This is a genomic window from Massilia rubra (assembly GCF_011682065.1).
Classification (GTDB): Bacteria; Pseudomonadota; Gammaproteobacteria; order Burkholderiales; family Burkholderiaceae_D; genus Telluria_A; species Telluria_A rubra.
On the sequence record NZ_VUYU01000025.1, the window covers coordinates 1 to 25,357 of the forward strand.

The following is a 25,357-nucleotide window of genomic DNA, read 5'->3' on the forward strand; positions in this document are numbered from 1 at the left end:
GACCTCTGATTCGAAATATTTCGAATCAGAGGTCAGACCCCGATGTGATGCCGGAAACGTTTCGAATCAGAGGTCAGACCCCGGTGTGGTTCTTGCGGTAGGAGACCGGCAAGGCCGGAATCGGCTATGGTATCGGCAGCGCCGGCGTCGGGCCTGGCGCTGATGCCGCGCGACGGCCGAGTAGCGCCATGCCGACCAGCCCGGCCAGCGCAAGCAGCACGGCAATGATCTCCGCCTGGCTCGCATGCACGCCGCCGACGCTCATCACGGGATTGACCCGGATTTGCTCGATCGCAAAGCGCTCGATACCGGCCAGCACCAAATACACCGAGAACAGCCAGCCGCTCCGGAAGCGGTGCTTGCGCAACGCCCACAGCAGCGCGAAGCAGGCCAGCGCCATCGCCGTCTCGTACACCGAGGTCGGATACACGCCCGGCGCGGCGATCACTTCGCCGAAGATATTGTTGTCGTAGGTTTGCGCCCAGAACCAGGCCGGCAGCCACGCGGGTTTCAGCGCCATGTTGGCGACCGTGCCCCAGTCGCCGTCACCGGACACCTGGCAACCGACGCGGCCAAGCGCGTAGCCGAGCATCATGGCCGGCGCCACCGCGTCGAGCAGCGGGCGGATCGGCAATTTCCAGCGCCGCAGGCACACCACGCCGGCCACCGTGCCGAGAATCAGCCCGCCGAACACGCTCAGGCCCGATCGGCTGAAAATCATGCTCCACGGATTGAGAAGAAACTGCTCGGTATGCTCCAGGATATGGAACAGGCGCGCCCCGACAATGCCGACCAGCACCACGATGAACGCCAGGTCGCTGACGATGTCCTGCGGCGGTACCGCCACCTCGGCCACGACGCCATCGTCGCCCTTGACGCGCTTGTATGCCGGCCCGACCCGGCCATCGGCGTGCAGGCGCGCCAGTTCGCGCTTGAGGCAGGCGGCGCCGGCCAGGATGGCAAACGCGACCAACAGGCCGAAGGTGGCGATCGGCAACGGCAGGTCGATGCCGGTCAGGTCCTTGATGACATCGCTGAGATATGGATACGACATAAATTTTCCTTCGTCAGCAGAAAGTGTCGGGTCAGCGCGCTGACCCCAATTAAGAAATAGCTTGTGGAATACAAAACGCCTTCCGCCGGACAGGTCCAGGGGAAGGCGTTATCGCTACGGAATGCGGTGCACTCCGTTGACGTTCGTCAATTACGCGGAATCGCGGCCAGCTTTTTTACGCTCGTGCTCTTTCAGGTAGCGCTTGCGCAGGCGGATCGATTTTGGCGTGATTTCAACCAGTTCGTCGTCGGCGATGAATTCGACCGCGTATTCGAGCGACATCTGGATCGGCGGTACCAAGCGCACCGCTTCGTCGGTACCCGACGAACGCACGTTGGTCAGCTGCTTGCCCTTGATCGGGTTGACGACCAAGTCGTTGTCACGCGAGTGAATACCGATGATCATGCCTTCGTACACCGGGTCGTTGTGGACCACGAACATACGGCCGCGATCCTGCAGTTTCCAGATTGCGTAAGCAACAGCGGCGCCGTCGTCTTGCGAGATCAGCACGCCGTTGCGACGGCCAGCCATTTCGCCTTTCGAGTTGTCGACCGGTGCGTACTCGTCGAACACGTGGCTCATCAAGCCGGTGCCGCGGGTCAGGGTCATGAATTCGCCCTGGAAGCCGATCAGGCCACGCGCAGGAATCTTGTATTCCAGGCGAACACGGCCCTTGCCGTCCGATTCCATGTTCTGCAGGTCGCCACGACGACGGCCCAGTTCTTCCATGACGCCGCCCTGGTTGGCTTCTTCAACGTCGACCGACAGTTGCTCGAACGGCTCGTGACGCACGCCGTCAACCATTTTGAACACCACGCGCGGACGCGATACGGCCAGCTCGAAGCCTTCGCGACGCATGTTTTCGATCAGAATCGTCAGGTGCAATTCACCACGGCCCGAGACTTCGAAAATCGTGTCGTCGTCGGTTGGCGCAACGCGCAGCGCAACGTTGGCTTTCAGTTCGCGGTCGAGACGGTCGCGCAGCTGGCGGCTGGTGACGAACTTGCCTTCGCGGCCGGCCAGTGGCGAGTTGTTGACCATGAAGTTCATGGTCAGGGTTGGCTCGTCGACGGTCAGCATCGGCAGCGCTTCCGGGGTGTCCGGCTGGCAGATGGTCGAACCGATGCCGATTTCGTCGATACCGTTGATCAGCACGATGTCGCCGGCAACCGCTTCGTCGACCAGCACGCGCTCGAGGCCCTTGAAGTTCAGCACCTGGTTGATGCGGCCCTTGATCGGGGTCGAATCAGGACCGTTCAGGACGATCACGTCCTGGCCGGACTTGATGCGACCGCGCGAGATGCGGCCAATGCCGATCTTGCCGACGTACGACGAGTAATCGAGCGAGGTCACTTGCATCTGCAGCGGGCCGTCCGGATTGTCGTCACGCACAGGAACGTGCTTGAGGATGGCTTCGAACAGCGGGGTCATGTCGCCTTCGCGCACTTCCGAGTCCAGGCTGGCGTAGCCGTTCAGGGCCGATGCGAACACGACCGGGAAGTCGAGCTGTTCGTCGGTGGCGCCCAGTTTGTCGAACAGTTCGAACGTCTGGTTGATCGCCCATTCGGCGCGTGCGCCCGGACGGTCGATCTTGTTGACGACGACGATCGGCTTCAAACCCAGCGCCAGCGCTTTACGCGTCACGAAGCGGGTCTGTGGCATCGGGCCTTCTTGCGCATCGACCAGCAGCAGGACCGAGTCGACCATCGACAGCACGCGCTCGACTTCGCCACCGAAGTCGGCGTGGCCTGGGGTGTCGACGATGTTGATGTGGGTGCCTTCGTATTCAACCGCGCAGTTCTTCGACAGAATCGTGATGCCACGTTCTTTTTCGAGGTCGTTCGAATCCATTACGCGGGTTTCGACTGCCTGGTTTTCACGGAAGGTACCGGATTGGCGCAGCAGCTTGTCCACGAGCGTGGTTTTGCCGTGGTCAACGTGGGCGATGATAGCGATGTTACGAATTGCGCGTTTTGGATTTGACATGGTCGTAAGGAACGGAAATGTACGTGGTGTACGAAGGTGTACGGTGCTGCTTAAATCAGGAACCGACTAGTATAGCACGCTAAAGCGGCGTATTGCGCACCACCAATTTGAAAAGCCCTGCAATTTCAATGGCTTGCTGCTTTTTTCACCACAGACACGCACCGGCCCGGTGCAATTGTGCCGGCTTTTCGTGTCCGCGGCATGACAGGCGCCACGATTGCCAGGCCCGCCCCGGCGCAGCATAATCGCCTGTCTTTATAAATTGGAAATCATGATGAACGATCAAGCGGACAACGATAGCGGCACCGGTGGCTGGGACGCCATCAACGCCAGCCTGGCGCAGGCCTATCCCGGCCAGGAGCCACGCCACGCGGCGCCGGTGCTGCCAGCGAGCCTGGGCGGCGGCGATCCTCTGGACGGCATCAGCGCCTATTTCAGCACGCAGGGATGGCCGCACTGGCATTACGTTACCTACGGCCTGTCCGAACTGTACGGCAAGGAGTCCGAGGACCTGGACCACAGCGGCTATGGCCTGGAACTGACCTTCCGCCTGCGCGCGCTGCCGGGCCAGACCGAACCGCCGTCGTGGGCCTTCGATTTTCTGCAGAATCTGGCGCGCTACGTTTTCCGCACCGGCAATGTGTTCCAGGACGGTCACTGGATGACCGCCAACGGCCCGATCGCACTCGATACGCCTACCCGTATCTGCTCGATGGCCTTTGCCAGCGACCCGCAGCTACCGGCCATCGACAGCGTCAACGGCCGCGTCGAATTCGTGCAGGTCGTCGGCCTGACGCTCGAGGAAGAGCGCGCGGCAAACCAGTGGGCGCCAAGAAAATTGCTCGACGCCCTGCTGCCGCACATGCCGCTGTGGATCACCGACCTGGAGCGCGAGAGCCTGTTGGAGGCGCCGGATGTGGCCGAAGCTGTCGCCGCCGGCCTGGCGCGCGACGGCTCCTCCAGCGAGGCCCTGTTTACCGATGTGCTGCAGGTGGCCGAGATGGCCCCCTCCGGCGCCGCCGTCGGCCCGTCGTTCAAGGTCACGCTGGGTGCGCGCCAGGTTGCCAGCCTGCTTACCCTACTGCCCTTGCGACTGCCGTTCGGGCAGTTTTTCGTTTTGTCCGGCAGCGACTGGCAACTGTTCTTCGAGCCTGCCGAAGCCGACAGCGTGGTGCTCGAAGACACCATGCTGGTCGTGCGAATGTGCCCGGCGACGCTGGCCACCTTCACCTCGGCCATGGCGCCGCGCGAAGGTAGTTACCAGGTGGCGGGCCTGGCGCAGCTAACATGGTCGGTCCAGAAGACCCTGATCAGGGATGCCAGCGGGGCCGTGGTGCAAACCATCGGCTGATGCCCTGTCGGCCGGCACGGCAGCAGAGCACTGGCCAGCCATCACTCATACACCGTGCCAATCGCCAGCGGACGCGTCACGGCGTTCACCCTGGCCCCGGCCGGCAGGTCGGCAAAGCGCACCGTGACCACCTGGTACAGGCCCATCGAGCCATCTTCGAACGGATGCGCGGCCTGCGGCGCGAGCGCGCGTGGCGCCTGCGCGCCGTTTTCCAGCGCGACCTCGGGCGTTGATCCGGCCGGATACACGATCGTCACGCCGGCGCACTGCTTGCCCAGCAAGCGCATACGGTAACCCGAGGCGCGCTGCGCCGCCAGCAATTGCTCGCAGGCTTCGCGCAACAGGCTGGCGTCGTACAGGCCGTCGTCGCGCTCGCGGATGCTGTAGCGGCCGCTGAAGTAATAGTTGCCCTTTTGCCGGTTCAGGGTGATGACGGCGTCATCCTCGTAGGCCTGCTTTTCCATCGGCAGCACCGCCCGTCCCATGGCGTCGACCGGCACCTCGAAGCGGGTGCGCGCGCCGGCCACCGACAGGCGCAGGCCGTCGAGCGACAGGTCGGGGCGCAGCGGGCGCACTTGCAGATGCGCCTGGATCAGGGGCCGCGTGCGCACGAACGGGCCGAAGAAGGCAGCGGCCTTGTAGGCGCGCCGGTAGCCGATCCATTCCGGGTCGCGCTGCGCGTTCACTTCCACGGTGGTGATCGTATCAGTATCGGCAACAGGCGCGGCGGCCGGTGCGAGGGCAGGCAGGCAAGCGGCAAGCAAGAGCAATTTCGTCAGCGTTTTCATGAGCGGCAATACAGAAGGCGGGACCGTCATTCTAGTGCAGGGCCGCGCTAGCGCCATGTGCCGGAAGATAGAGACCGCGCATGACTTCCGGCACTGACCGGCGCCACCCGCCGTCACGTAAAATTGCAGCCTTGACAGCAAGCGCTCCCGGCGCATACAGGCGCCATGATGACATTCCGATTCGATCAGCTTTTCCCGCGTGCCGTATGGCCCCTGGCCTGCCTCCTGGTGGCGGGACCGGGCTTGGTGCTGCTATGGGGCTACACGCCCGATGCCGAGGAGTTCCATAGCGTGGGCGGGTACCTGGCCCGCAACGTGGCGGCCCGCTTCACGAGCGCGCCATCGGCCCTCAGCGCCGGCACCGACCGCATCGAACTGACCGTCCTGCTGCTGCGCATCCTGCAGACCGGCTGCGCCATCGGTTTTGCCGCGCTGGCCTGGCTGCGCGCCAGCGGAACGGCCTGCCCCGCCATGCTGCGCTCGCCGGCGGCGCTGGCGCTGCAATTGTGCCTGGCCGTGGTCGGCGACATGGGCCTGATTTATGTCTTCACCGCCCAGCTCGGCACACTTCCGCTGCGCGCCGCCATGCGCTGGCTGGCGGCCGCGATCGTCCTGGCATCGGGCACGACCTTGCTGACGATTGTGGCGCTGCGCATGTCCGATGGACGTTTTGTCATGGCCTGCACGCTCGCGGCCGCCGAAGCGATGATCATGTGCATCGTCACGGCGCTGGTGCTGGTGGCCCTGCGCGAACGGCGCGCGCGCGTGGCGCTGGCCGCGGCGCATGCCGAACTGCAGGCGACCCAGGCGTTGCTGACCGAAGCGGTGCGCGCCAGCGAGCGCATGCGCCTGGCGCGCGACCTGCACGACATGGCCGGCCACCACCTCACCGCGCTCAAGCTGCACCTGGACCTGGCCAGCCGCCAGGCCGGGGCCGCCGCCCCGCCGTCGCTGGCCACTGCCAGCACCCTGGCCGCCACCCTGCTGGCCGACGTGCGCCTGCTGGTGAGCAGCGAACGCGGCGGATGCGATATCGACGTGCGCCTGGCGCTGCAGACCCTGTGCGCCGGCATTCCGGCGCCGCGTATCGCACTCGACATCGGCGAGCGGCTCGGGATCGATTCGGCGGCGGTCGCCCATGCCGTGTTTTGCGCGGTGCAGGAAGCGATCAGCAACGCCATCCGCCATGCGGGCGCGGCGGTCATGACGATCGCCCTGCGGCGCGACGCCAACGGCGACCTGATGCTCGACATCGCCGACGACGGCCGTGGCAGCGGTGGCGCGGCCGAAGGCAATGGCTTGCGCGGCATGCGCGAACGGCTGGACCAATTGGGCGGCACGCTGCTGGCCGCCAACGGCGCGCCGCATGGCTTTGCGCTCAACATCCGCCTGCCGCAAGCGGGAGCGGCGGCATGATCCGCGTGGTGCTGGTGGACGACCAGATGCTGGTCAGGAGCGGCATTCGCGGCCTGCTCGACCTGACACACGATATCCGGGTGGTGGCCGAAGCGGCCAATGGCGATGAAGCGGTGGGCGTGATCGCGCAGGCGCAGGCCGACGTGCTGCTGCTGGACGTGCGCATGCCGCAGTGTTCGGGCATCGAACTGCTGCGCCGGCAACAGGGTTTGCTGCCGCCGACCATCCTCCTGACCACTTTCGACGATGACGAAGCGCTGTTCGAGGGCATGCGCGCCGGCGCGCGCGGCTTTCTGCTCAAGGATATTTCGCTCGAACGGCTGGCCGACGGCATCCGCAGCGTCGCCGCCGGCGCCACCCTGTTCCGCCCGGGCCTGACCGAGCGCACCCGCGCCGCCTACGAACAGGCCAGCGGCCTGGCGGCGCCGGCCTCCGGCGGCGCACGCCTGACCGCGCGCGAGACCGAAATCCTGGCGCTGATGGCGGCCGGCTTGAACAACGCCGAAATCGGCGCCGCGCTCGGGCCGAGCGAAGGCACCATCAAGAACCACGTCTCGAACATCCTCGCCAAGCTCGTTGTGCGCGACCGCGTGCGCGCGGTGCTGCGCGGGCTCGAACTTGGCTACATCTGACCACCCACTCCGACAGGAAACCATGACCATCCCAAGCCCGGCGCGCTACCGCGCCAGTGTCGCCGCCCTCACCCTGCTGGCCGCCATCGGCCTGCCCGCGGCGGCGCAATCGCCCTCCACCCAGATGCCGGAAGGCACCACCGATATCGATCTCAGCCTGATTGCGGCGGTGGTGCCGGTCAGCGAAGGCCGCAGCGGGATGAAGGCAATCGTGCTGCCGAGCATATCGGCGCAATGGAGCAACGGCATCTTCGCCGAACCGGGCGAGCTCGGCATGCAGCTGTCGGAAGACCCGATGCTCAAGTTCGGCCCCGTGCTCAGCTACGGCACCCGCTCGCGCCGCGCCGACGACCACGAAGACAAGCTGCGTCTGGGCATCGAGGTGGGGGCGTTTGCGAATTATCAGTGGGCGCACAACATCGGGCTGCATTCGAGCGTGATGTACGGCGGCGGCGACGACCGCAGCGGCGTGCGCCTGAACCTGGGCGCCGGTTACGGCATGCGGCTCTCGACGCACCAGTCGCTCAATGCCAACCTGGGCATGAATCTGGTCAACAAGGGCTTCATGCAATCGTATTTCGGGATTTCACCGGAGCAAGCGGCGCGCAGCCGCAGGCCGGTCTACCAGGCCAGGGCCGGGATCAAGAATATCGACCTGACGCTACGCTGGAATGTGGACCTGAGCACCAAGTATGCGCTCAGCACCGGCGTGAACGTCTCGCGCCTGATGGGCAGCGCGGCCGACAGCCCGCTGACCGACAGTCCGCACAACGTCGCCGCGTTCACGGCGCTGACCTATCACTGGTGATCGGCGGCGCCACCGTTGCGGCGCTTCCTGAACTGGCGCCAGGTGTCCACCACCAGCCATAGCGCCACCCCCAGCAGGCAGGCCAGGTGCAGCGCGCGCACCGACACCAGCCCGAGGAAAGGGTTGGCGCTCGATAAGGGCCACCAGGGCTCGGTGTCGCTGTGCATGATGGCGTCGAGCACGACATGCGAAAACGTGCCGAGGAAGGCGCCCATGCAGGAGGCGAACCAGCTGATCGACTGATCGGGCGCGCGCACCAGCCGCAGCACGAATTCGCTGACCGGTTTGCCGGTCAGCGCGGCCACGGCGCCGACCAGCAGCGCGCCCGGTACGCTGTGCGTGGGGCCGTGCACGATGCTGCTGCCGGCGATCAGGCGCACCAGCGGTTCCAGGTCCATCAGCACTTGCGCGCCGCCGAACACCATGAAGCTGAAATGACGCCCGCCGATGGCCTTCATCGCCGCGCCGGGGCCAAGATGGAAAGGTGTAAATGGCATCGCTAGCGGCCGTGCACGGCGCGCGCCGGCGCTGTGTCTACCTGACGGCAAAACAGGTCGCATGGTGAGGATAGTAAAATGGCGTTCACCTTAAGGCAGCGTTCATGAAAAAAAATCTACCCGGAATTATAGCGCTGATATACGGCGCGGCACTCGGCCTGGCTTCTCCTTCCGCCCTGGCGGCGTGCGAGGCGCATCCGGGCTATTTGTCGGAATTCGAGGGCACCATCGGCGGCAAGTACCGGATCGGCATGAGCCTCATCTTCGACAACCCGGGCGTCGACGGCGACTATTTTTACGTCTCGCAGCGCAAGGACATTGTCTTGCGCGGAACGATACAAGCCGATGGCCGCATCAAGCTGGCCGAATGGGACGAGCATGGCAAGGAGAGCGCCGACTTCGATCTGAGCCCGTCCAAGGAGTGCAACGCGCTCGATGGCGTCTGGCGCAAACGTGGCTCGGCCACCAGCCTGCCGGTGCACCTGACCAGCACCGGCGGCGGCAAGGGCGGCACTCACGACCGCTACTGGCGCGCCGGCGCCGAGACCGCAGAGGATGTGATGCGGATCAACCACGCAGCCTATACATTCTGGCTGGGCGTCAAGGAAGGCAACAAAAAGGTGGTGGCGGCGCAGATGCGCTATCCGGTCAATGTCAGCGTCGGCGGGCGCCGTACCAAGCTCAAGACCAGCGCGGCCTTGATCGCCAATTACGACGCCATTTTCACCGACAAATACCGGGCCGCCATCCTGAACGGCGTGCCGCACAATATGTCGAGCAACACCCAGGGCGTCATGCTGGGCCGTGGCGAAGTCTGGTTTAACGAGCAGGGCAAGGTTATCTCGCTGAACAACTGAGGACGCCCGGCAGCAACGCGCGGGATCGACCGCCAGCGTGTTCCCGGCAAACTCGCGCAGGCGAGCGGCGCTTCGGCCTCGACGGCGTGGCTGGCTGCTGCGGTCGCGGCGCCGAATAACTCTTGTCGGTGGATGCCGCAAAAAGTGGACGCCCCGTCCGCTTTGCTATTCGGACATCTCGGCCTTCCGGGCCGGGCGCGCCGCGCTCGGGGAGCCAGCGATAACGACCTGGACGGATTGTCCCAATCTTGTCATCAGATCCGACATGGCATCGATCGAGAACTTCTCGACCTTGAAGTGCGTGATATCCGACAGACGCGGGCGCGAAATGTCCAGCATGTTGGCGGCCTCCATCGCCGACAGTCCCCGCCTCGCGATCTCTCGGGTCAACCCGTCGACCATCGCGCGCTTGATGTTGTTGCGCTGCTCAATTTCGCGGTTGACCTTTTCCTGCATTCCTTTGGACGCCTGCTTGCCAAATCCCAGGTCTTCGAACACGCTCCCCCCGACCCGCGTCACGTGCATCACGCCATCGGGGTTTGCCGGCTTCGCTTGGTTTTTCATATCCAACTCCTCAAGGTGTCGTTTTGGGCGCCACAGTCTTCGGGGCCTTGGCCGCAGCCGCTTTCGCATCAGCTTGCGCGAGGGCGTAGCGCCGCTTTCCAATGTCGATGTCTTCTTTCGGCGTCTTGTTCGTCTTCTTTTGAAACGCGTGGAGCACATAGATCGCGTCGCCGAATTTAGCGACATAGAAGACGCGAAACCATCCTCCCGCCTTGTTGATCCTTATCTCGTAGGCGCCAGAGCCGACCTCGCCCATGGGAGCCGCGTCGACCGCATCCTCACCGCATTGGATACGATACAACTCCTCGCCCCCGGCCTGCTTCGCTTCGGCAGGAAATCCGGACATCACGTCTTTCGCGTCCCCCATCCACCGGACCTCTTTTTTGACCACCGGCTCGGCACGTGGGATTTCCGCCGACGGCGCCCTGACATTTTTTCGCACCGCGCGCGCCGGCCCGGGCCTGCTTTCGCTTGCTGAAAGGGGCTTTTTGGCCATCATGATTGTATCAAAACTTATACAGGGCGGGACGCTTTTGTCCAGCGACATGAGCAAGATCAGAGCATAGCGATGGCTAGGAGTCTGCGCGACCAGCGGCGCCTTCCGGAACAGTGCGCTTCGCGCTCCCCCTGCATCGTATAGATGCAAGAGTCGCGCATTCCCTGGAAATTATCAAGCCCAACATCCACATTGGGCATTGGCGGAAAAACGCGAAGACAGTCCCGGCGGGCGCGCCTCGATTGAGGTTCAAGGGCAAGCTCGACATAAGCATGGCCGGATAGTGATGTGGATCGGGCGGCAAATGGGATTCCAACTGCCGCCATGACTGTTCAGTTAAGTCAGTTCGGCTCAGTGCGCGGCGGCGATCAGGCGCTCGGGCGCCAGGATCGCGTATTCCTGCAAGTTCGCCGTGCCCAGCAGGCGGGTCTCGTGGTACACCCGCACCCGGCCCAGGGTTTCCGGCAAAGCCAGTCCTTCTTCCTTGCCGAGTGCCAGGCGCTGGCCTTGCAGGAAGCGCTTGGCCAGTTCCTCGGTCAATTGCACCGCCGGAAAACTCGACAGCAAGGCGTCGACCGGGGCCAGCAGGGTCAGTGGCGCCTCATGCGCCTGCAAGGCTTCCAGCGTCACCATGCCATCGATGGTCAGGGCGCCGACCTGGGTGCGGCGCAGCTGGATCAGGTGCGCGCCGCAACCGAGCGCGTGGCCGATATCTTCGCCCAGCACGCGGATATACGTCCCCTTGCTGCAAGTAACCGCCAACTTCAGCAGCGGCGTTTCGAACGAAATCAGTTCGAGCTTGAGGATGGTGACCGGGCGCGCTTCGCGCTCGAGCGTGATGCCTTCGCGCGCGTATTCGTAGTAGGCCTTGCCGTCGCGCTTGAGCGCCGAATACATGGGCGGCACTTGCATGATGGGGCCACGGAACTGCGGCAGCACCGCTTCGATCTGGGCCAGGGTGACGTCGACATCGCGCATGTCGATCGCTTCGCCTTCGGTGTCGCCGGTGGTGGTGGTGATGCCCAAATGAACCGTGGTCTCGTAGCTCTTGTCGGCTTCGAGCAAGTCTTGCGAAAATTTGGTCGCCTCGCCGAAGCACAGCGGCAATAAACCGGTGGCGAACGGGTCGAGCGTGCCGGTGTGGCCGGCTTTCTTGGCGTTGAGCACGCGCTTGGCCTTGATCAGCGCGTCGTTGGACGACAGGCCGACCGGTTTGTCGAGCAGCAGCACGCCGTCGACCAGGTCGCGCACCCTTTTGATGTGGGCTTGTTTCATGCTGGCTTAGTCGGCGTCGGGCTTGCTGGTATCTTCCGGCACCGGGTCCGGCTCGGCATCGGCGGCGCGGGTGGCGTTGGCCTGGTCGATCAGGAGCGACATTTCCATGCCGCGCGAGGTCGAGGTGTCGTGCACGAAGTGCAGCATCGGCAAGGTGTGGATGTGCAGGCGCTTGCCCAGCTGGTTGCGGATGAAGCCGGCGGCGGCGCCGAGGCCGTCGACCGTGTTCTTGATCGCATCCTTGTCGTCCTTGAACATGGTGAAGAACACCTTGGCGTGGGCGTAGTCGGGGGTGATCTGGACTTCGGTGATGGTGATCATGCCGATGCGCGGGTCTTTCAGACCGTACGCGACGATTTCGGCCAGGTCGCGCTGGATCTGGTCGGCCACGCGCAAGCCGCGGGCGGGAATGGTTTTGCTGTGTTTAGCCATGGTCGTATACTACTCTTTATGATTTTGTAGGGGCGAATTAACGAGGTGCCGTTACGGCTTCCCAGAAAACCTCCGCCCGCAAAACCGTCGTTCCCGCGCAGGCGGGAATCCATAGCACCTATGCTCAGGCGTGCCATGGATCCCCGCCTTCGCGGGGAAGACGGTTTGAAGGTTAGCGACATTTGGACATCTGTCCGCATACCGCTTGAAAATACCGTCCAGAAACATCAAAACCGTCACCCCGCCTGCGCGGGAATGACGGTCTTTTACGTTTGAGGCCACAGTGACTTCATCGGAAGCCACTATTGCCGCTGGGAAGAATTACAGCGTACGGGCGATCTCTTGAACTTCGAACACTTCGAGGACGTCGCCGACTTCGATATCGTTGTAGTTCTTGAGCGACAGGCCGCACTCCAGGCCGGCGCGGACATCTTTCGCGTCGTCCTTGAAGCGCTTGAGCGAGTCGATCTCGCCAGTCCACACAACAATATTGTTGCGCAGCAGGCGTACCGAGGACGAACGCTTGACCACACCATCGGTGACCAGGCAACCGGCAATCGCGCCGACTTTCGAGACCAGGATAACCTGGCGAATCTCGACCTGGCCGGTGATGTGCTCGCGCTTCTCCGGTGCCAGCATGCCCGACAAGGCCGCTTTGATCTCGTCGATCGCATCGTAAATGATGTTGTAGTAGCGAATGTCCACGCCGTTCGACTCGGCCAGCTTGCGCGCCTGGGCGTCAGCACGGGTGTTAAAGCCGATGATGACCGCTTTCGATGCGACCGCCAGATTGACGTCGGACTCCGTAATACCACCCACCGCCGCGTGCACAACCTGAACGCGCACTTCGGAAGTCGACAGTTTTTGCAGCGAGCCGACCAGCGCTTCCTGCGAACCCTGCACGTCGGTCTTGACGATGACCGGCAGATTCTTGACTTCGCCTTCGCCCATGTTGTCGAACATGTTCTCGAGCTTGGCAGCTTGCTGCTTGGCCAGTTTGACGTCGCGGAACTTACCTTGACGGAACAGACCAATTTCACGCGCTTTACGCTCGTCGGCCATGACCATGACTTCTTCACCGGCAACCGGCACTTCGGTCAAGCCCTGGATTTCGACCGGGATCGACGGACCAGCTTCGCTGATCGCCTTGCCGTTTTCGTCCAGCATGGCGCGCACGCGGCCATACGAGGAGCCAGCCAGGATCACGTCGCCGCGACGCAGGGTACCGGACTGCACCAGGATCGTCGCAACAGGACCACGGCCCTTGTCCAGACGTCCCTCGACCACCAGGCCACGCGCTGGCGCGTCGATCGGGGCTTTGAGTTCCAGTACTTCGGCTTGCAGCAGAACCTGTTCCAGCAAGGCATCAATGCCTTCGCCGGTCTTGGCCGACACCGGCACGAATGGCGATTCGCCACCGTATTCTTCCGGCACCACTTGTTCAGCAACCAGTTCCTGCTTGACGCGGTCCAGGTTGGCGCCCGGCTTGTCGATCTTGTTGATCGCGACCACCAGCGGTACGCCGGCAGCTTTTGCGTGAGCAATCGCTTCCTTCGTCTGCGGCATCACGCCATCGTCGGCGGCAACCACCAGAATGACGATGTCAGTCGCTTTCGCTCCCCTTGCACGCATCGCCGTAAACGCTTCGTGACCCGGGGTGTCGAGGAAGGTGATGATGCCGCGCGGCGTTTCGACGTGGTAAGCGCCGATGTGCTGCGTGATCCCGCCCGCTTCACCCGACGCCACTTTGGCGCGGCGGATGTAATCGAGCAAGGAGGTCTTACCATGGTCGACGTGACCCATGACGGTGACCACCGGTGCGCGCGAGACGGCTTCGAAGTGGGCGTGTTCGCCCTGGTCGGCCAGCAGTGCTTCCGGATCGTCGAGTTCAGCCGCAAATGCCTTGTGGCCCATCTCTTCGACCAGAATCATCGCCGTTTCCTGATCCAGCACCTGGTTAATGGTGCACATCTGGCCCAGCTTCATCAGCTGTTTAATGACTTCGGATGCCTTGACGGACATCTTGTGCGCCAGTTCGGCGACCGTGATGGTCTCAGGAACGTGAACGTCCTTGATGACCGCTTCGGTCGGCGCCTGGAAATTGGTTTCGCGGTCATCGCTGTGCGATGGACGACGGCCCTTGGCGCCACCGCGCCAGCTGTCGCGGCCACCCGGCGAACCGGTGTTGCCACGTGGCTTGATCGAGCCCGGCGCGCCGCGTTTTTTCGCGTCGTCCGACCAGGTCGAGGAGACATTGGCCGACTTGATCGACTTCTTGTCCGCCGTGACCGGCTTCTTGTCGCCTGGCTTGTCGCCCGGCTTCTTGTCGGCTGGCTTGTGCAGGGTGCCTTCGGGCGGCTTCGGCTTGATCGCGGCGACCGGCGGCGGAACGGGTTCCGGCGCCTTGATCGCGCGACGCGGCGCATTCATCATGGCCTTGATCTGCGCGACTTCGTCGGCCACGGCCTTGCGGGCGCGGTCGTTCGCTTCGGCGCGGGCCGCAGCTTCTTGCGCAGCGACAGCAGCCTTTTTCTTGGCTTCGTCGGCGGCAGCTTTCTTCGCTTCGTCGGCGGCAGCCTGGTCGGCGCCGGCAGCGGCGGCCGCGGCGGCAGCGGCTACGCGCTTCGCTTCGGCGTCGGCTTCTTTCTTGGCGTCAGTCTCGGCCTGCTTGGCCTGGGCTTCTTTTTCAGCGTCGAGCTTGGCGAGGCGCTCCTGCTTTTCACGCAGGTCGGCTTCCTGGCGCGCAATCAGCTCTTGCTGACGGCGTGCTTCTTCCTCGCGACGGGCCACTTCGGCCGCGTCGATCACCGGTGCAACGGGCGCGACCGGTGCCGGCGCGGGCGCCGGTGCCGGATCGTCGCGCTGCACGAAGGTGCGCTTCTTGCGTACTTCGACCTGGATCGTGCGCGACTTGCCAGTGGCGTCAGCCTGCTTGATCTCGGTGGTTTCTTTGCGCGTCAGCGTGATTTTCTTCTTCTCGGTGTCGGTCGCCGTGCCGTGGGTACGGCGCAGGTGATCCAACAACTTATCCTTATCATCTTTCGACAATGGATCTGACGTCGAACTTTTATCGACGCCGGCAGAACGCAGCTGCGTCAGCAGCAAATCTGCAGGCATCTTCAGTTCGGTGGCAAATTGGGCTACGTTGTTACTCGCCATTCAGTCCTCTTTTCTTTGTGTCGAGACAGATGATAAGGTTACTCAAATTAAGCCTTGACCACTTCTGCCAGGCTCCAGGCTTTCGCCTGCAGCGCCTTGGCGCGGTCGTCATACTTTGAGTCGACCAGCTTCATCTCGTCGTCGGTCACATCATTAAATTCATTCTTGATCAGATCACGTGCACGGTCCGACGCCAGCGCCAAAATAGCGCCAAATTCGTCGTACGCGAGCGCCGCGAACGCCTCAACGTTCTTGATACCGGCCAGGCCCAGCTTGCCCGCAGTGTTGCGGTCCATGCCTTCCAGGTTAACCAGCTGCTCGTCCATCCCTTCCAGGCCTTCTTCCGAAGCAATTGCTTCAGTCACCAGCGCATCACGGGCACGGGTCCGCAGTTCGTTGACGGTATCTTCGTCGAAGGATTCGATATCGAGCATCTCGGAAATCGGCACATACGCGATTTCTTCCAGGCTAGCGAATCCTTCTTCCACCAGGATGTCGGCCACTTCCTGGTCGACGTCGAGTTTTTCCATGAACAGTGCGCGCACTGCCGCGGTTTCCTGAGCCGATTTATTCTCGGACTCTTCCGCTGTCATGATATTGATCTTCCAGCCGGTCAGCTCGGCGGCCAGGCGCACGTTCTGGCCGGAGCGGCCGATCGCGATTGCCAGGTTTTCCTCGTCGACCACGACGTCCATCGCGTGCTTTTCTTCGTCGACCATGATCGACGAGACATTCGCCGGCGCTAAGGCGCCGATGACGAATTGGGCCGGATCTTCCGACCACAGCACGATGTCGACGCGCTCGCCGCCCAGTTCACCGGTCACTGCCTGCACGCGCGAACCGCGCATGCCGACGCAGGTGCCGATCGGGTCGATGCGCTTGTCGGCCGTGTAGACGGCGATCTTGGCGCGAACGCCGGCGTCGCGCGCTGCCGATTTAATTTCGAGCAAGCCTTGTTCGATTTCCGGCACTTCCAGTTCGAACAGCTTCATGATGAATTCCGGCGCGGTGCGCGACAGGATCACCTGCGGGCCGCGCATATTGCGGTCGATGCGCAGGATGTAGGCACGAACGCGGTCGCCGATACGCAGATTCTCTTTCGGGATCATCTGGTCGCGTGGCAGGCGTGCTTCGATCTTGCCCGATTCGACGATCGCGTCGCCGCGTTCCATGCGCTTGATGGTGCCGGTCACGAGCGAGTCGCCACGCTCCAGGAAGTCGACCAGGATCTGTTCGCGCTCGGCGTCGCGGACACGCTGCAGGACCACCTGTTTGGTGTCTTGCGCGAAGCGGCGGCCGAATTCGACGGACTCGATCGGTTCTTCGATGTATTCGTCGACTTCGATGTCGGGGATGTTTTCCTTGGCTTCGAAGTGCAGGATTTCCTGGTCGGGCAGTTGCAGGCCAGCCTCGTCGGGCACGACGTGCCAGCGGCGGAAGGACTCGAACTCGCCCGAATCACGGTCGATGGACACGCGAATGTCGACTTCGCCCTCGTAACGCTTCTTCGTGGCTTGCGCCAATGCGAATTCGAGCGCCCCGAAGACCACATCTTTATCGACATTTTTTTCGCGCGCCAGCGCGTCAACCAATAACAAAACTTCGCGGCTCATGCTTTGCGTCCCTTAAAATCCACTTGCGGCACCAAACGGGCCTTATCCAAGTCGGCGAGCGTAAACTCCAACAGCGCCGGACCATCCTTGCTTTCAAATTCCAATGCGATATTCTCGCCTTCCGGGGCCTGCAAGATACCGGTGTAGGTCTTGCGGTCGGCCGTGCCGGGCATGGCCACGCGCAGCTTCACGGTGCATTCGCAACCGGCGAAACGCGCGAAATCGGCCAGGGTACGCACCGGGCGGTCGAGCCCCGGCGAAGAGATTTCCAGGCGCTCGTAGTTGACGTTTTCCACAGTCAATACGTGCGACAGCTGGTGACTCACGGTGGCGCAGTCCTCGACCGTAATCGGGCCTTTTTCGGCCGCCTCGGCTGCAGTGAAATCGATATACACGCGCAGGATGCCGCGCTCGCCCCGTTCGACATCAACGAGTTCGTAGCCCAGGCCACTGACTGTCTTGGCGATTAATTCAAACTGCTGCAAACAAGTTCTCCAGATCACGGCCCCGCGGGACCACTAAAAACGATTTACCAAAAAAAAAATGGGCATGTGCCCATCTTCCTATACTCCCAACCAGATGAAAGCACTTGCACCAGTGTGTGGTGGGAAGAACTTTTATTAGGCTGCAGATTATAACCTGTTATCGGGCCGTTCGCAATCCGATGACTGGCAAATGAACAGGCATACAACACTTATCAAGTTTAAAACAAAAGCCGCGTTCACGGTGCTGCGGGCAGCGCCGTGCGCGCCGCTTCGGTCACAAAACAACACCGCCACCGTCGTTCCCGGCCCCGGCAAGTCCCTTGGCGGGAACGACGGCTTGCTTAACCCCGGCGACCGCGGCGCGGCATGCCGTGATCGGCGCTGCGTGGACCTTGCGGACCCTGCGGACGACGATTCCCGCCACCCGCATTCCCGAAACCGAAGGTCGTCTGCAATGGATCGGGCTGGCGCGGCCCTTTGGCCCCGCCACCACCATTGCCGCCGTTGCCGCCATTGCCGCCGCCACCACCCGGACGACCGGTGCGTGGCTGCCCATCGCCCTGCGGACGCGCCGAACGCGGCTGGCCGTCACCCTGCGGACGACCTTGGCCTTGGCCTTGGCCCTGGCCACGGCTCTGTCCATCGAAACCGCCGGCGCTGCGCGCCTGCCCGCCCATGCCACCCATGCCGCCCGCACCACCCGGACGCCCTTGCGGACGGCCACCGGCGCCGCGTCCCGCACCGCCACGCCCGTTCGGCGGACCGAACGGATCGGCATTGCGGTTGGCGTCGACGCGGTCGATGCGATTGCCATCGGAACGCTTATCCTCGTCGCTGCGCGGCTTGGCGTCGCTGCGGCCTTTCGGACCGCGCGCGTCGGCGCCGGCGCCGGCGCCCTTCTTCTCGACGCCGAACGCAACGAGCAGGTCGCGCACGGTGTTTTCTTCCATCTCATCCCAACGACCGCGCTTGAGGTTGCTTGGCAGGGTCATGATGCCGTAGCGGGTACGGATCAGGCGCGAGACGGTCAGGCCGACCGCCTCGAACATGCGGCGCACCTCGCGGTTGCGGCCTTCGCCGATGACCACGCGATACCATTTGTTGATGCCTTCGCCGCCGCCATCGGCGATCTTGGTGAACGACGCCACGCCATCGTCGAGCTCGACGCCGGCCAGCAGTTTCTGGCGCATGCCCTCTTCCAGCTCGCCCAGGGTACGCACGGCGTATTCGCGGTCGATGTTGTAGCGCGGGTGCATCAGGCGGTTGGCCAAGTCACCGGAAGTCGTAAACAGCAGCAAACCTTCGGTATTAAAGTCGAGGCGGCCGACGGCCAGCCATTTGCCTGCCTTCATGGTCGGCAGGCGATCGAAGACCGATGGACGGCCTTCCGGATCGTCGTGACTGACGATTTCGCCGGCCGGCTTGTGGTACACCAGCACGCGCGGCGGCTTGCTGCTCACCTTGCGGTGGATCAGCTTGCCGTTGATGCGCACGGCGTCCGACGGCAGGATGCGCTGGCCGATGTGGGCCGGCTCGCCGTTGACCGACACGCGGCCGGCGACGATCAGGTCTTCCATGTCGCGGCGCGAACCGAGACCGGCTTCGGCCAGCACCTTGTGCAGCTTCGGCGCGTCATCGTCGGACGTGAGGTCGCGGCGCACCACCTTGACCGGCTGCGCGCGGCCGCCGTCGGTGGCGTCGAACGCATCCGAGGTGACGTACGAAAACGCCGCATCGGCATCGTTCATCTTGTTCTTGCCGTGGTGCTGCAGGCCCGGATTGCCTTTTTTATTCTTTTTGACGCGCGGCTTGGCGTCCAGGCTGCGCTCGGGGCGCGGACCGCGTTCGGGGCGGGCGACCGGCTCGGCGGGCGCTTCGGCCACCACTTCCGGCTCGCCGGACTCGATACGCTCCATCTGGATACGCGCTTCGCGCTGGCCGCGCAGTTCGCGCATCTGGCGCGGACCGCGTGGCGCACGTGGAGCGTGCTCGCCATTGGCAGGCGCGGCGCCGTCGGCCGCCGGGGCGCCGTCGGCTGCTTGCGCTGCCGGCGCGGCGCTGTCTTTCGGGGCGCGCGGCTTGCGGGCGGCGGGGGCGGGCTTGTCGGTGGTGGCGGCTGCGACGGCCACGGGCGCGCTGGCGGCGACCGGGGCTGCGGCGACAGGCGCGCTGGCGGCTACCGGAGCGGACTCATCCGCTGCCACGGCAACTGCTTTCTTTGCGCGCGGCTTGGCCGGGGCCTTGGCTGGGGCATCCAGCGCGGCGGGCGCGGCGGCCTCGACTTCGGCGACAGCCTTTTTGGCGGCGGCGCGTTTCGGTTTCGGCGCGTCGGCGCCGGCGTCCGCCTCTATCTGTGCCTTGGTGCGGCGTTTTGGCTTCGCTACTGCCTCGTCCATGGCTGCTACGTCGGCGTTACTTGTCTCTGTCGGTTTAGTTGGATTCATTATTCGTTTCTTGGTTGTGCTGACCTGGCGCAGCGTCAACCGTTATTTCTGGCGCAGGGTCGTGAATGAGGACTTCAGGAGATGAAGTGTCGGAGCCGGCCGCATCCGCGACGGCGGGAGGAAATGCCTCCTGCGCGTCGCCGCTACCTGCACCATCGTCGTTTGCGGCCTCCGAGGCCGCCGCTTTATCAAAATTTTCCTGCAAGGCAGCCTCGAGTGTTTCCATGTCGTGACCGCCCCGCATGTCGCTGATTTGCTGCAACGGAGGCAGCTGGGACAGCGAATTCAAACCCAAATCGTCAAGGAACTGCTTGGTCGTACCCAGCAAGGCCGGGCGCCCGATCACATCGCGGTAGCCGATGGCATCGATCCAGCCGCGGTCTTCCAGCATCTTGATCGTCTGCGAATTGACGGCAACGCCACGTATTTCTTCGATATCGCCGCGGGTGACCGGCTGGCGGTAAGCGATGATCGCCAGGGTTTCCAGGGTGGCGCGCGAATACTTCTGCGGCTTTTCCGGGCTCAGGCGATCGAGGTACTGCTTCATTTCCGGGCGACTCTGGAAGCGCCAGCCGCTGGCCAGGCTGACGATCTCGATACCGCGTTCGCTCCAATCGCGGCGCAACTCTTCGAGCATGATCTTGATGGTATCGGCGCCGACCCCGGCGCCGAGTGGGCGGCCATGGTCATCGACATCGACGAACAGCTTCTTCATGCCGTGGATCGACATGGGCTCGCGCGCACAGAGCAAAGCGGTTTCGAGGACCCGTTTGGCCTCATCAGTATTCATAACGATGTCGTATGCGGATGTTGCAATTAGATCTGCAGAGAAAAAACAACCAAATACCATTCAACGCATGGTGGCATGCGTCACCGAAATGACGCCGACAGCATGAAAACACGTTGAAACTGGAATCCGTCGCCTGCGACGAAGCGCGCTGGGCGGGAATGATACAGGTGGCGAGATGCGAACCCTGCCACACGGTTGCCTGCATACCTGGCGAGGCTAAACCGTTGATTTTCAAGACAAACGCTGGTTCGTCGCAGCGGCAGGGAGGCCAAGCTCCGGGCGCGCACTACACGAACGATCGACATCGTTTGCTCCAACAGCGGCCATTGTACCTGATAAAAGCGCGAAAAGGACAATCCCCCGCGTCAGAATCGCCTGCAAATGCCCCGAACAGACCCCAGCCGCCCCCACACCGGGGTCAGAGCTTTGACTTGCAACTAGTTGCCACCCAGATTCAAAACACCCCCCAACCGGGGTCTGACCTCTGATTCGTAATTAGTTACCCGAAGAATGATACCAGCGGCACTATCCGGCCGCGTTTTCGCATGCGCCCTATGCAGGCACGACGATCACGCCATAATTTCGACCGGCAAGCGTGTCGGAATCTCGTTCGCCACGCCGGATTGCACAAATAATTGCTAATCAGAGGTCAGACCCCGGTGCGGGGGGATTGCCATCAAAGTAACTAATTGCCAATTAAAGCTCTGACCCCGGTTGTAGGAATCGGTGAGAGCTTTGGCGGATATTGTAAGAAATATCTTAGCTGCGGAGCTTTTCGGCAAGGATGGCGGAGACGCCGAGGAAGGCCGGGTAGTCGGCCGTAATCACGAATGTCGGCACTTGCGCCAGATAGTTGACGAAGCGCCCTTTCTGCTCGAAGCGGCTGCGGAAGCTCGAGCGCGCAAAGCGCTCGCCCAGCCTCGGCACGATCCCGCCACCTATATAGATACCACCCTGCGCCCCGAGCGTGACCGCGAGATTGCCCGCGACCGTGCCCAGCATGCCGCAGAACGCTTCGATCGCCTGGTCGCACAGGACGCATTCCCCCGCCAGCGCACGCCGCGATATCTCGGGGGCGTCCAGCGCCTGCGCCGCTTGCCCCGTATGGTGCGCCAGCGCCCGGTAGATCAGTTCGATGCCGTCGCCGGAGAGCAGCCGTTCCGCCGATACGTGCTCGTACTGGCGCCACGCAAACTGCAAGATCGCCACTTCGGTCTCGTTGGCCGGCGAAAACGTCACGTGCCCGCCTTCGCTGAGCAAGGCCGTCCAGCTCTCGCCCGCGGGAATCAGTCCCGATACGCCCAGCCCGGTCCCGGCGCCAACCAGCCCCAGCGGCGTGTGCGCGCGCGCCACGCCGCCGCCGACTTGCCGCTTCTGGCTGGCGGCCAGGTGCGGCAAGGCGCGCGCCAGCGCGGTGAAGTCGTTGACCACTTCCAGGGTCTCGAAGCCGCACTCGACCCGCAAGGCGGCAATCGAAAACTCCCAGTGATGATTGGTCATGCGCACCAGGTCGCCCGTGATCGGATTGGCAATCGCCAGCGCCGCGTGACGCAAGCCGTCCACCCCGGCCGCCACCACGGCGGGCGAGCCCAGATAGGCGCGCAAGGCATCGGCCAGGGTCGGGTAGTTGTCACACGGCAGCACGTCGATCAGGCCGACTTGCCCGGGAGCGGTTTCGAGCGCGAAGCGGGCGTTGGTGCCGCCAATGTCGGCCAGCAGGCGCGGGCCGTCGACATAAGCGGAAGGCGGGACAACAGGGTGCGGCGCGGTGGCGTGGTCGGTCATGGTGGCGATTGTTCTATGGACTCGCCAAGCTTAATGGATCACCTGCCCACGGTGCAAGCTTTCTTTGTAGTTATAGTACAGAGAGGCCGGAAATTCCTGCCTTAAGCGGAGTTTTCACCGGTCCGGACGTAGTATAGGTACGCGCGGGGCTTGCGCAAGGGGGCTTGGCGGCCGATATCAGCCGGCCTGGGCGGTGCGCTGTTCGGGGTCGACCGCGTGATGGGCATTCCACGCGTCCAGTCCGCCATGGAGGGGACGGGCCAGGCGGTAGCCGCGCGCGATCAGTTCCTTGGCGACTTGCGCGGCCGTGACGTCGTTCGGGCAGCTGCAGTAAACGACGATGTGGCGCTCCTTGTCGAGCAGGGCCACGAAGCTGTCCGGCGCGCTGGCGTTGTAGATCAACGCGCCGGGCACGGCTTGTTCGAGCTGCTGGGCGGTGATGCTGCGCGCGTCGATGATGATCGGCTGCTGCCCGCCGCGAATCAGCTGGGCCAGTTCGCTCATGCTGATGCGCTCGATCTGCATGCCCTGGCGGAAGCGGCGCCGTTCGATGTACTTGTACAGGACGAACAGTCCCAGCAAGGTCAGCAGGACCATCAGGGCGGTGCCGCCCATGTTTTCGAGCATGACCAGTACTTTGTCGACGCTCTTGTGGAACAGGGCGCCGATGGCGATCCCGGTGCCGCTCCAGAGCAGGCTGCCGGTCATGCTGAAGGCCAGAAAGCGCGCCGTGCTCACGCCCAGCGCGCCGGACATGGGCGAGGCGATGATGTTGAAACCCGGAATGAACTTGGCGACCATCAGCGATTTTGGCCCGAAGCGCTTGAAGCGGTCTTCGGTCTGGCTGACGCAGTAGTCGGGCGAAAGTGAAATCTTGCACAGCAGCCGCAGGATGCGCTTGCCGTAGAAGCGGCCGGCGTTGAACCAGATCACGTCGCTGATCAGGCAGGCGCCGATGGCCACGGCCAGGCACACGCCCCAGCTCATCTCGCCGCCCACGGACAGGGCGCCGGCCACGATCAGGATCGGGAAGGCGGGAATCGGCATACCGATTTGTTCGACCAGCACGATGGCAAACACGATGAGCACACCGTAGAGCTGAAGCAATTCGATAAGATTGGGCATGCCGCCATCTTATCCCAAAATGCGCCGCGCTTCTCCCCCGAAAGTGGTATTGCAGCCCGGCGCCGGCAAACGGCTGTGGCGCCGCACGCACGCATGCACGCGCAGCGGCGGCATGCCGATGTCATGCGCCCGGGATCGCCGCCAGCAAGGCCCGGGTGTACGGATGCTGCGGATTGCGGTACAGCTCGTCCGAATCGGCCATTTCGACCACGCTGCCGGCGCGCATGACCATCACCCGGTCGGCCATGTATTTCACCACCGCCAGGTCGTGCGAGATAAAGATGTAACTCATGCGGTATTCATCCTGCAAGTCTTGCAGCAGGTTGAGCACCTGCGCCTGCACCGACACGTCCAGCGCCGACACCGATTCGTCGCACACCAGGATCTCGGGGCGCATGGTCAGGCAGCGCGCGATCGCGATGCGCTGGCGCTGCCCGCCCGAAAACTCGTGCGGATAGCGCTGCATGGCCTGCGCCGGCAGGCCGACCTTGTCGAGCAGTTGCAGGGCCATGCCGACGCGCTCGCCATCGCCCGCGCCGATGCGGTGGATGCGCATCGGTTCGAGCAGTATTTGCCCGACCGTAAAGCGCGGATTGAGCGAGGCGTACGGGTTTTGAAACACGATCTGGATGCGCCGCTTGTAGGGCAGAAAATCGCGTGCCTGCATGCCGATCAGGTCCTTGCCCTCGAACATCGCCGTGCCGCCGCTGGCCTTGTGCAGGCGCAACAAGGTCAGTCCGAGCGTGCTCTTGCCCGAGCCGGATTCGCCCACCACGCCGAGCGTCTTGCCGCGCGCCAGGGTGAACGAGACGTCGCTCACGGCGCGCAGCTCGCGCTTGCCGAACAGCCCCTCGCGCGTGTAAAAACCCTTGCTCAGCTTGCTCACGACCAGCACCTCCTCGTCATCAAACGCGTAGCCGCGCGCGCGTTGCGCGCCGCCCGCCGCTTCCCGCGCTTCTGAAGTGTGGGCAAGGTAATCGTCCAGCACCGGCAGGCGCAGCGGACGCTGGTCCAGGCGCGGCCGGCAGTGCAGCAGAGCACGCGTATAAGCGTCGGCCGGATGGTCCAGCACCTGGCGCGCCAGGCCCTGTTCGCGCACTTCGCCGTTGCGCATCACGATCACATGGTCGGCGATCTCGCTCACCAGCGCCAGGTCGTGCGTGATGAACAGCACCGACATGGCGCGCTCCTTCTGCAAGCGGGCAATCAGCGCCATGATTTGCTTCTGGATGGTGACGTCGAGCGCGGTGGTCGGCTCGTCGGCGATCAGCAGGGCCGGCTCGCAGGCGATCGCCATGGCGATCATCACGCGCTGCTGCTGGCCGCCGGACAACTGGCCGGGGTAGGCGTCGATCTTGCGCGCCGGGTCGGGCATGCCGACTTCGTCGAGCAAGGCCAGGGTGCGCACCCTGGCCGCTTTCGCGCTCATGCCCAGGTGCTGGCGCAGCACTTCGCCGATCTGGTAGCCGACCGTCAGCACCGGGTTGAGCGACGACATCGGCTCCTGGAAGATCATGGCGATGTCCTTGCCGCACCGGCGCCGCCGCTCGGCGCGCGGCAGCGCCAGCAGGTCGACCCCGTCGAACACGATGCGCGAGGCCGGGTCGATGATGGTGGTTTCCGGCGCCAGCAAGCCCATCACCGCCAGCGAGCTGACCGACTTGCCGCTGCCGGACTCGCCCACCAGCGCCACCGTGGCGTTGCGCGGCACCGAAAACGATACGCCGCGCACCGCCTCGACCGTATTGTGCTTGTCGATGCGGAAGGCGATGCGCAGCTTGTTTACTTCTAGCAGCATGC

The 25,357-nt window shown here is 63.6% G+C and carries 21 protein-coding genes; 5 read left to right on the forward strand and 16 right to left on the reverse strand.

Going from position 1 to position 25,357, the window contains the following annotated elements; all coding sequences use genetic code 11:
• Positions 1-124: 124 nt before the first annotated feature.
• Both F0185_RS26700 and typA read right to left on the reverse strand, forming a co-directional pair.
• A complete protein-coding gene (locus tag F0185_RS26700) occupies positions 125-1,054 on the reverse strand; it encodes a prolipoprotein diacylglyceryl transferase (protein ID WP_167229778.1) in 930 nt (309 codons plus the stop codon).
• Positions 1,055-1,204: 150 nt separating this feature from the next.
• Entirely contained in the window at positions 1,205-3,040 is a 1,836-nt protein-coding gene (typA, locus tag F0185_RS26705) for a translational GTPase TypA (protein WP_166894942.1), read from the reverse strand.
• Positions 3,041-3,314: 274 nt separating this feature from the next.
• Here typA and F0185_RS26710 point away from each other — a divergent pair, with 274 nt between their 5' ends.
• Complete coding sequence (locus tag F0185_RS26710; protein ID WP_167229781.1) at positions 3,315-4,391, forward strand: suppressor of fused domain protein; 1,077 nt, start codon at positions 3,315-3,317, stop codon at positions 4,389-4,391.
• Between the two features lie 41 nt (positions 4,392-4,432).
• Here F0185_RS26710 and F0185_RS26715 read toward each other — a convergent pair whose 3' ends face one another.
• A complete protein-coding gene (locus tag F0185_RS26715; RefSeq protein ID WP_167229784.1) occupies positions 4,433-5,179 on the reverse strand; it encodes a hypothetical protein in 747 nt (248 codons plus the stop codon).
• Between the two features lie 165 nt (positions 5,180-5,344).
• On the opposite strand from F0185_RS26715, the gene F0185_RS26720 reads away from it, so the two are divergent.
• From F0185_RS26720 to F0185_RS26730, 3 genes are read left to right on the forward strand one after another with little or no spacing between them, the layout of a single operon-like run.
• Positions 5,345-6,595, forward strand: a complete 1,251-nt coding sequence (locus tag F0185_RS26720; RefSeq protein ID WP_167229785.1) for a sensor histidine kinase — start codon at positions 5,345-5,347, stop codon at positions 6,593-6,595.
• Entirely contained in the window at positions 6,592-7,227 is a 636-nt protein-coding gene (locus tag F0185_RS26725) for a response regulator (RefSeq protein WP_167229788.1), read from the forward strand. Before F0185_RS26720 ends, F0185_RS26725 begins: the two co-directional genes overlap by 4 nt.
• 22 nt (positions 7,228-7,249) lie before the next feature.
• Positions 7,250-8,035, forward strand: coding sequence for a MipA/OmpV family protein (locus tag F0185_RS26730; protein ID WP_167229790.1), 786 nt, complete (start codon positions 7,250-7,252; stop codon positions 8,033-8,035).
• Here the strand turns inward: F0185_RS26730 and F0185_RS26735 are convergent.
• On the reverse strand, positions 8,026-8,532 hold the full coding sequence (locus tag F0185_RS26735; protein WP_223164586.1) for a metal-dependent hydrolase: 507 nt from the start codon (positions 8,530-8,532) through the stop codon (positions 8,026-8,028). The genes F0185_RS26730 and F0185_RS26735 overlap by 10 nt on opposite strands.
• 104 nt (positions 8,533-8,636) lie before the next feature.
• Here F0185_RS26735 and F0185_RS26740 point away from each other — a divergent pair, with 104 nt between their 5' ends.
• Positions 8,637-9,389 carry a hypothetical protein gene (locus F0185_RS26740; RefSeq protein WP_167229795.1) on the forward strand — a complete coding sequence of 251 codons (753 nt, stop codon included), beginning with the start codon at positions 8,637-8,639 and terminating at the stop codon, positions 9,387-9,389.
• A 165-nt stretch (positions 9,390-9,554) separates the two neighbouring features.
• Here the strand turns inward: F0185_RS26740 and F0185_RS26745 are convergent, their stop codons facing one another.
• The 12 genes from F0185_RS26745 to F0185_RS26800 all read right to left on the reverse strand — a co-directional run bounded on the left by F0185_RS26745 (position 9,555) and on the right by F0185_RS26800 (position 25,355).
• Positions 9,555-9,953, reverse strand: coding sequence for a helix-turn-helix domain-containing protein (locus F0185_RS26745; RefSeq protein WP_167229798.1), 399 nt, complete (start codon positions 9,951-9,953; stop codon positions 9,555-9,557).
• A gap of 10 nt (positions 9,954-9,963) precedes the next feature.
• Entirely contained in the window at positions 9,964-10,452 is a 489-nt protein-coding gene (locus F0185_RS26750; RefSeq protein WP_229477205.1) for a type II toxin-antitoxin system RelE/ParE family toxin, read from the reverse strand.
• 348 nt (positions 10,453-10,800) lie between these two features.
• On the reverse strand, positions 10,801-11,724 hold the full coding sequence (truB, locus tag F0185_RS26755) for a tRNA pseudouridine(55) synthase TruB (protein WP_167229801.1): 924 nt from the start codon (positions 11,722-11,724) through the stop codon (positions 10,801-10,803).
• A gap of 6 nt (positions 11,725-11,730) precedes the next feature.
• On the reverse strand, positions 11,731-12,156 hold the full coding sequence (gene rbfA, locus F0185_RS26760; protein ID WP_167229804.1) for a 30S ribosome-binding factor RbfA: 426 nt from the start codon (positions 12,154-12,156) through the stop codon (positions 11,731-11,733).
• Between the two features lie 321 nt (positions 12,157-12,477).
• Complete coding sequence (gene infB, locus F0185_RS26765; protein ID WP_166894923.1) at positions 12,478-15,315, reverse strand: translation initiation factor IF-2; 2,838 nt, start codon at positions 15,313-15,315, stop codon at positions 12,478-12,480.
• A gap of 47 nt (positions 15,316-15,362) precedes the next feature.
• Entirely contained in the window at positions 15,363-16,928 is a 1,566-nt protein-coding gene (nusA, locus tag F0185_RS26770; RefSeq protein WP_166894921.1) for a transcription termination factor NusA, read from the reverse strand.
• Positions 16,925-17,413, reverse strand: a complete 489-nt coding sequence (gene rimP, locus F0185_RS26775; RefSeq protein WP_166894919.1) for a ribosome maturation factor RimP — start codon at positions 17,411-17,413, stop codon at positions 16,925-16,927. Before rimP ends, nusA begins: the two co-directional genes overlap by 4 nt.
• Positions 17,414-17,754: 341 nt before the next feature.
• A complete protein-coding gene (rluB, locus tag F0185_RS26780) occupies positions 17,755-19,857 on the reverse strand; it encodes a 23S rRNA pseudouridine(2605) synthase RluB (protein WP_167229807.1) in 2,103 nt (700 codons plus the stop codon).
• Positions 19,844-20,647, reverse strand: a complete 804-nt coding sequence (scpB, locus tag F0185_RS26785; protein ID WP_166894915.1) for an SMC-Scp complex subunit ScpB — start codon at positions 20,645-20,647, stop codon at positions 19,844-19,846. The genes rluB and scpB overlap by 14 nt, the downstream gene beginning before the upstream one ends.
• Positions 20,648-21,406: 759 nt before the next feature.
• Complete coding sequence (locus F0185_RS26790) at positions 21,407-22,432, reverse strand: glucokinase (protein WP_167229810.1); 1,026 nt, start codon at positions 22,430-22,432, stop codon at positions 21,407-21,409.
• Between the two features lie 177 nt (positions 22,433-22,609).
• Complete coding sequence (locus tag F0185_RS26795) at positions 22,610-23,557, reverse strand: VTT domain-containing protein (protein ID WP_167229812.1); 948 nt, start codon at positions 23,555-23,557, stop codon at positions 22,610-22,612.
• Between the two features lie 121 nt (positions 23,558-23,678).
• On the reverse strand, positions 23,679-25,355 hold the full coding sequence (locus F0185_RS26800; RefSeq protein ID WP_167229814.1) for an ABC transporter ATP-binding protein: 1,677 nt from the start codon (positions 25,353-25,355) through the stop codon (positions 23,679-23,681).
• Positions 25,356-25,357 lie beyond the last annotated feature (2 nt).

Bases quoted from the DNA above. Each gene is read 5' to 3' on its own strand.
- F0185_RS26700 (WP_167229778.1), bottom strand. From the start codon at position 1,054: ATGTCGTATCCATATCTCAGCGATGTCATCAAGGACCTGACCGGCATC.
- typA (WP_166894942.1), bottom strand. From the start codon at position 3,040: ATGTCAAATCCAAAACGCGCAATTCGTAACATCGCTATCATCGCCCAC.
- F0185_RS26710 (WP_167229781.1), top strand. From the start codon at position 3,315: ATGAACGATCAAGCGGACAACGATAGCGGCACCGGTGGCTGGGACGCC.
- F0185_RS26715 (WP_167229784.1), bottom strand. From the start codon at position 5,179: ATGAAAACGCTGACGAAATTGCTCTTGCTTGCCGCTTGCCTGCCTGCC.
- F0185_RS26720 (WP_167229785.1), top strand. From the start codon at position 5,345: ATGATGACATTCCGATTCGATCAGCTTTTCCCGCGTGCCGTATGGCCC.
- F0185_RS26725 (WP_167229788.1), top strand. From the start codon at position 6,592: ATGATCCGCGTGGTGCTGGTGGACGACCAGATGCTGGTCAGGAGCGGC.
- F0185_RS26730 (WP_167229790.1), top strand. From the start codon at position 7,250: ATGACCATCCCAAGCCCGGCGCGCTACCGCGCCAGTGTCGCCGCCCTC.
- F0185_RS26735 (WP_223164586.1), bottom strand. From the start codon at position 8,532: ATGCCATTTACACCTTTCCATCTTGGCCCCGGCGCGGCGATGAAGGCC.
- F0185_RS26740 (WP_167229795.1), top strand. From the start codon at position 8,637: ATGAAAAAAAATCTACCCGGAATTATAGCGCTGATATACGGCGCGGCA.
- F0185_RS26745 (WP_167229798.1), bottom strand. From the start codon at position 9,953: ATGAAAAACCAAGCGAAGCCGGCAAACCCCGATGGCGTGATGCACGTG.
- F0185_RS26750 (WP_229477205.1), bottom strand. From the start codon at position 10,452: ATGATGGCCAAAAAGCCCCTTTCAGCAAGCGAAAGCAGGCCCGGGCCG.
- truB (WP_167229801.1), bottom strand. From the start codon at position 11,724: ATGAAACAAGCCCACATCAAAAGGGTGCGCGACCTGGTCGACGGCGTG.
- rbfA (WP_167229804.1), bottom strand. From the start codon at position 12,156: ATGGCTAAACACAGCAAAACCATTCCCGCCCGCGGCTTGCGCGTGGCC.
- infB (WP_166894923.1), bottom strand. From the start codon at position 15,315: ATGGCGAGTAACAACGTAGCCCAATTTGCCACCGAACTGAAGATGCCT.
- nusA (WP_166894921.1), bottom strand. From the start codon at position 16,928: ATGAGCCGCGAAGTTTTGTTATTGGTTGACGCGCTGGCGCGCGAAAAA.
- rluB (WP_167229807.1), bottom strand. From the start codon at position 19,857: ATGAATCCAACTAAACCGACAGAGACAAGTAACGCCGACGTAGCAGCC.
- scpB (WP_166894915.1), bottom strand. From the start codon at position 20,647: ATGAATACTGATGAGGCCAAACGGGTCCTCGAAACCGCTTTGCTCTGT.
- F0185_RS26790 (WP_167229810.1), bottom strand. From the start codon at position 22,432: ATGACCGACCACGCCACCGCGCCGCACCCTGTTGTCCCGCCTTCCGCT.
- F0185_RS26795 (WP_167229812.1), bottom strand. From the start codon at position 23,557: ATGCCCAATCTTATCGAATTGCTTCAGCTCTACGGTGTGCTCATCGTG.
- F0185_RS26800 (WP_167229814.1), bottom strand. From the start codon at position 25,355: ATGCTGCTAGAAGTAAACAAGCTGCGCATCGCCTTCCGCATCGACAAG.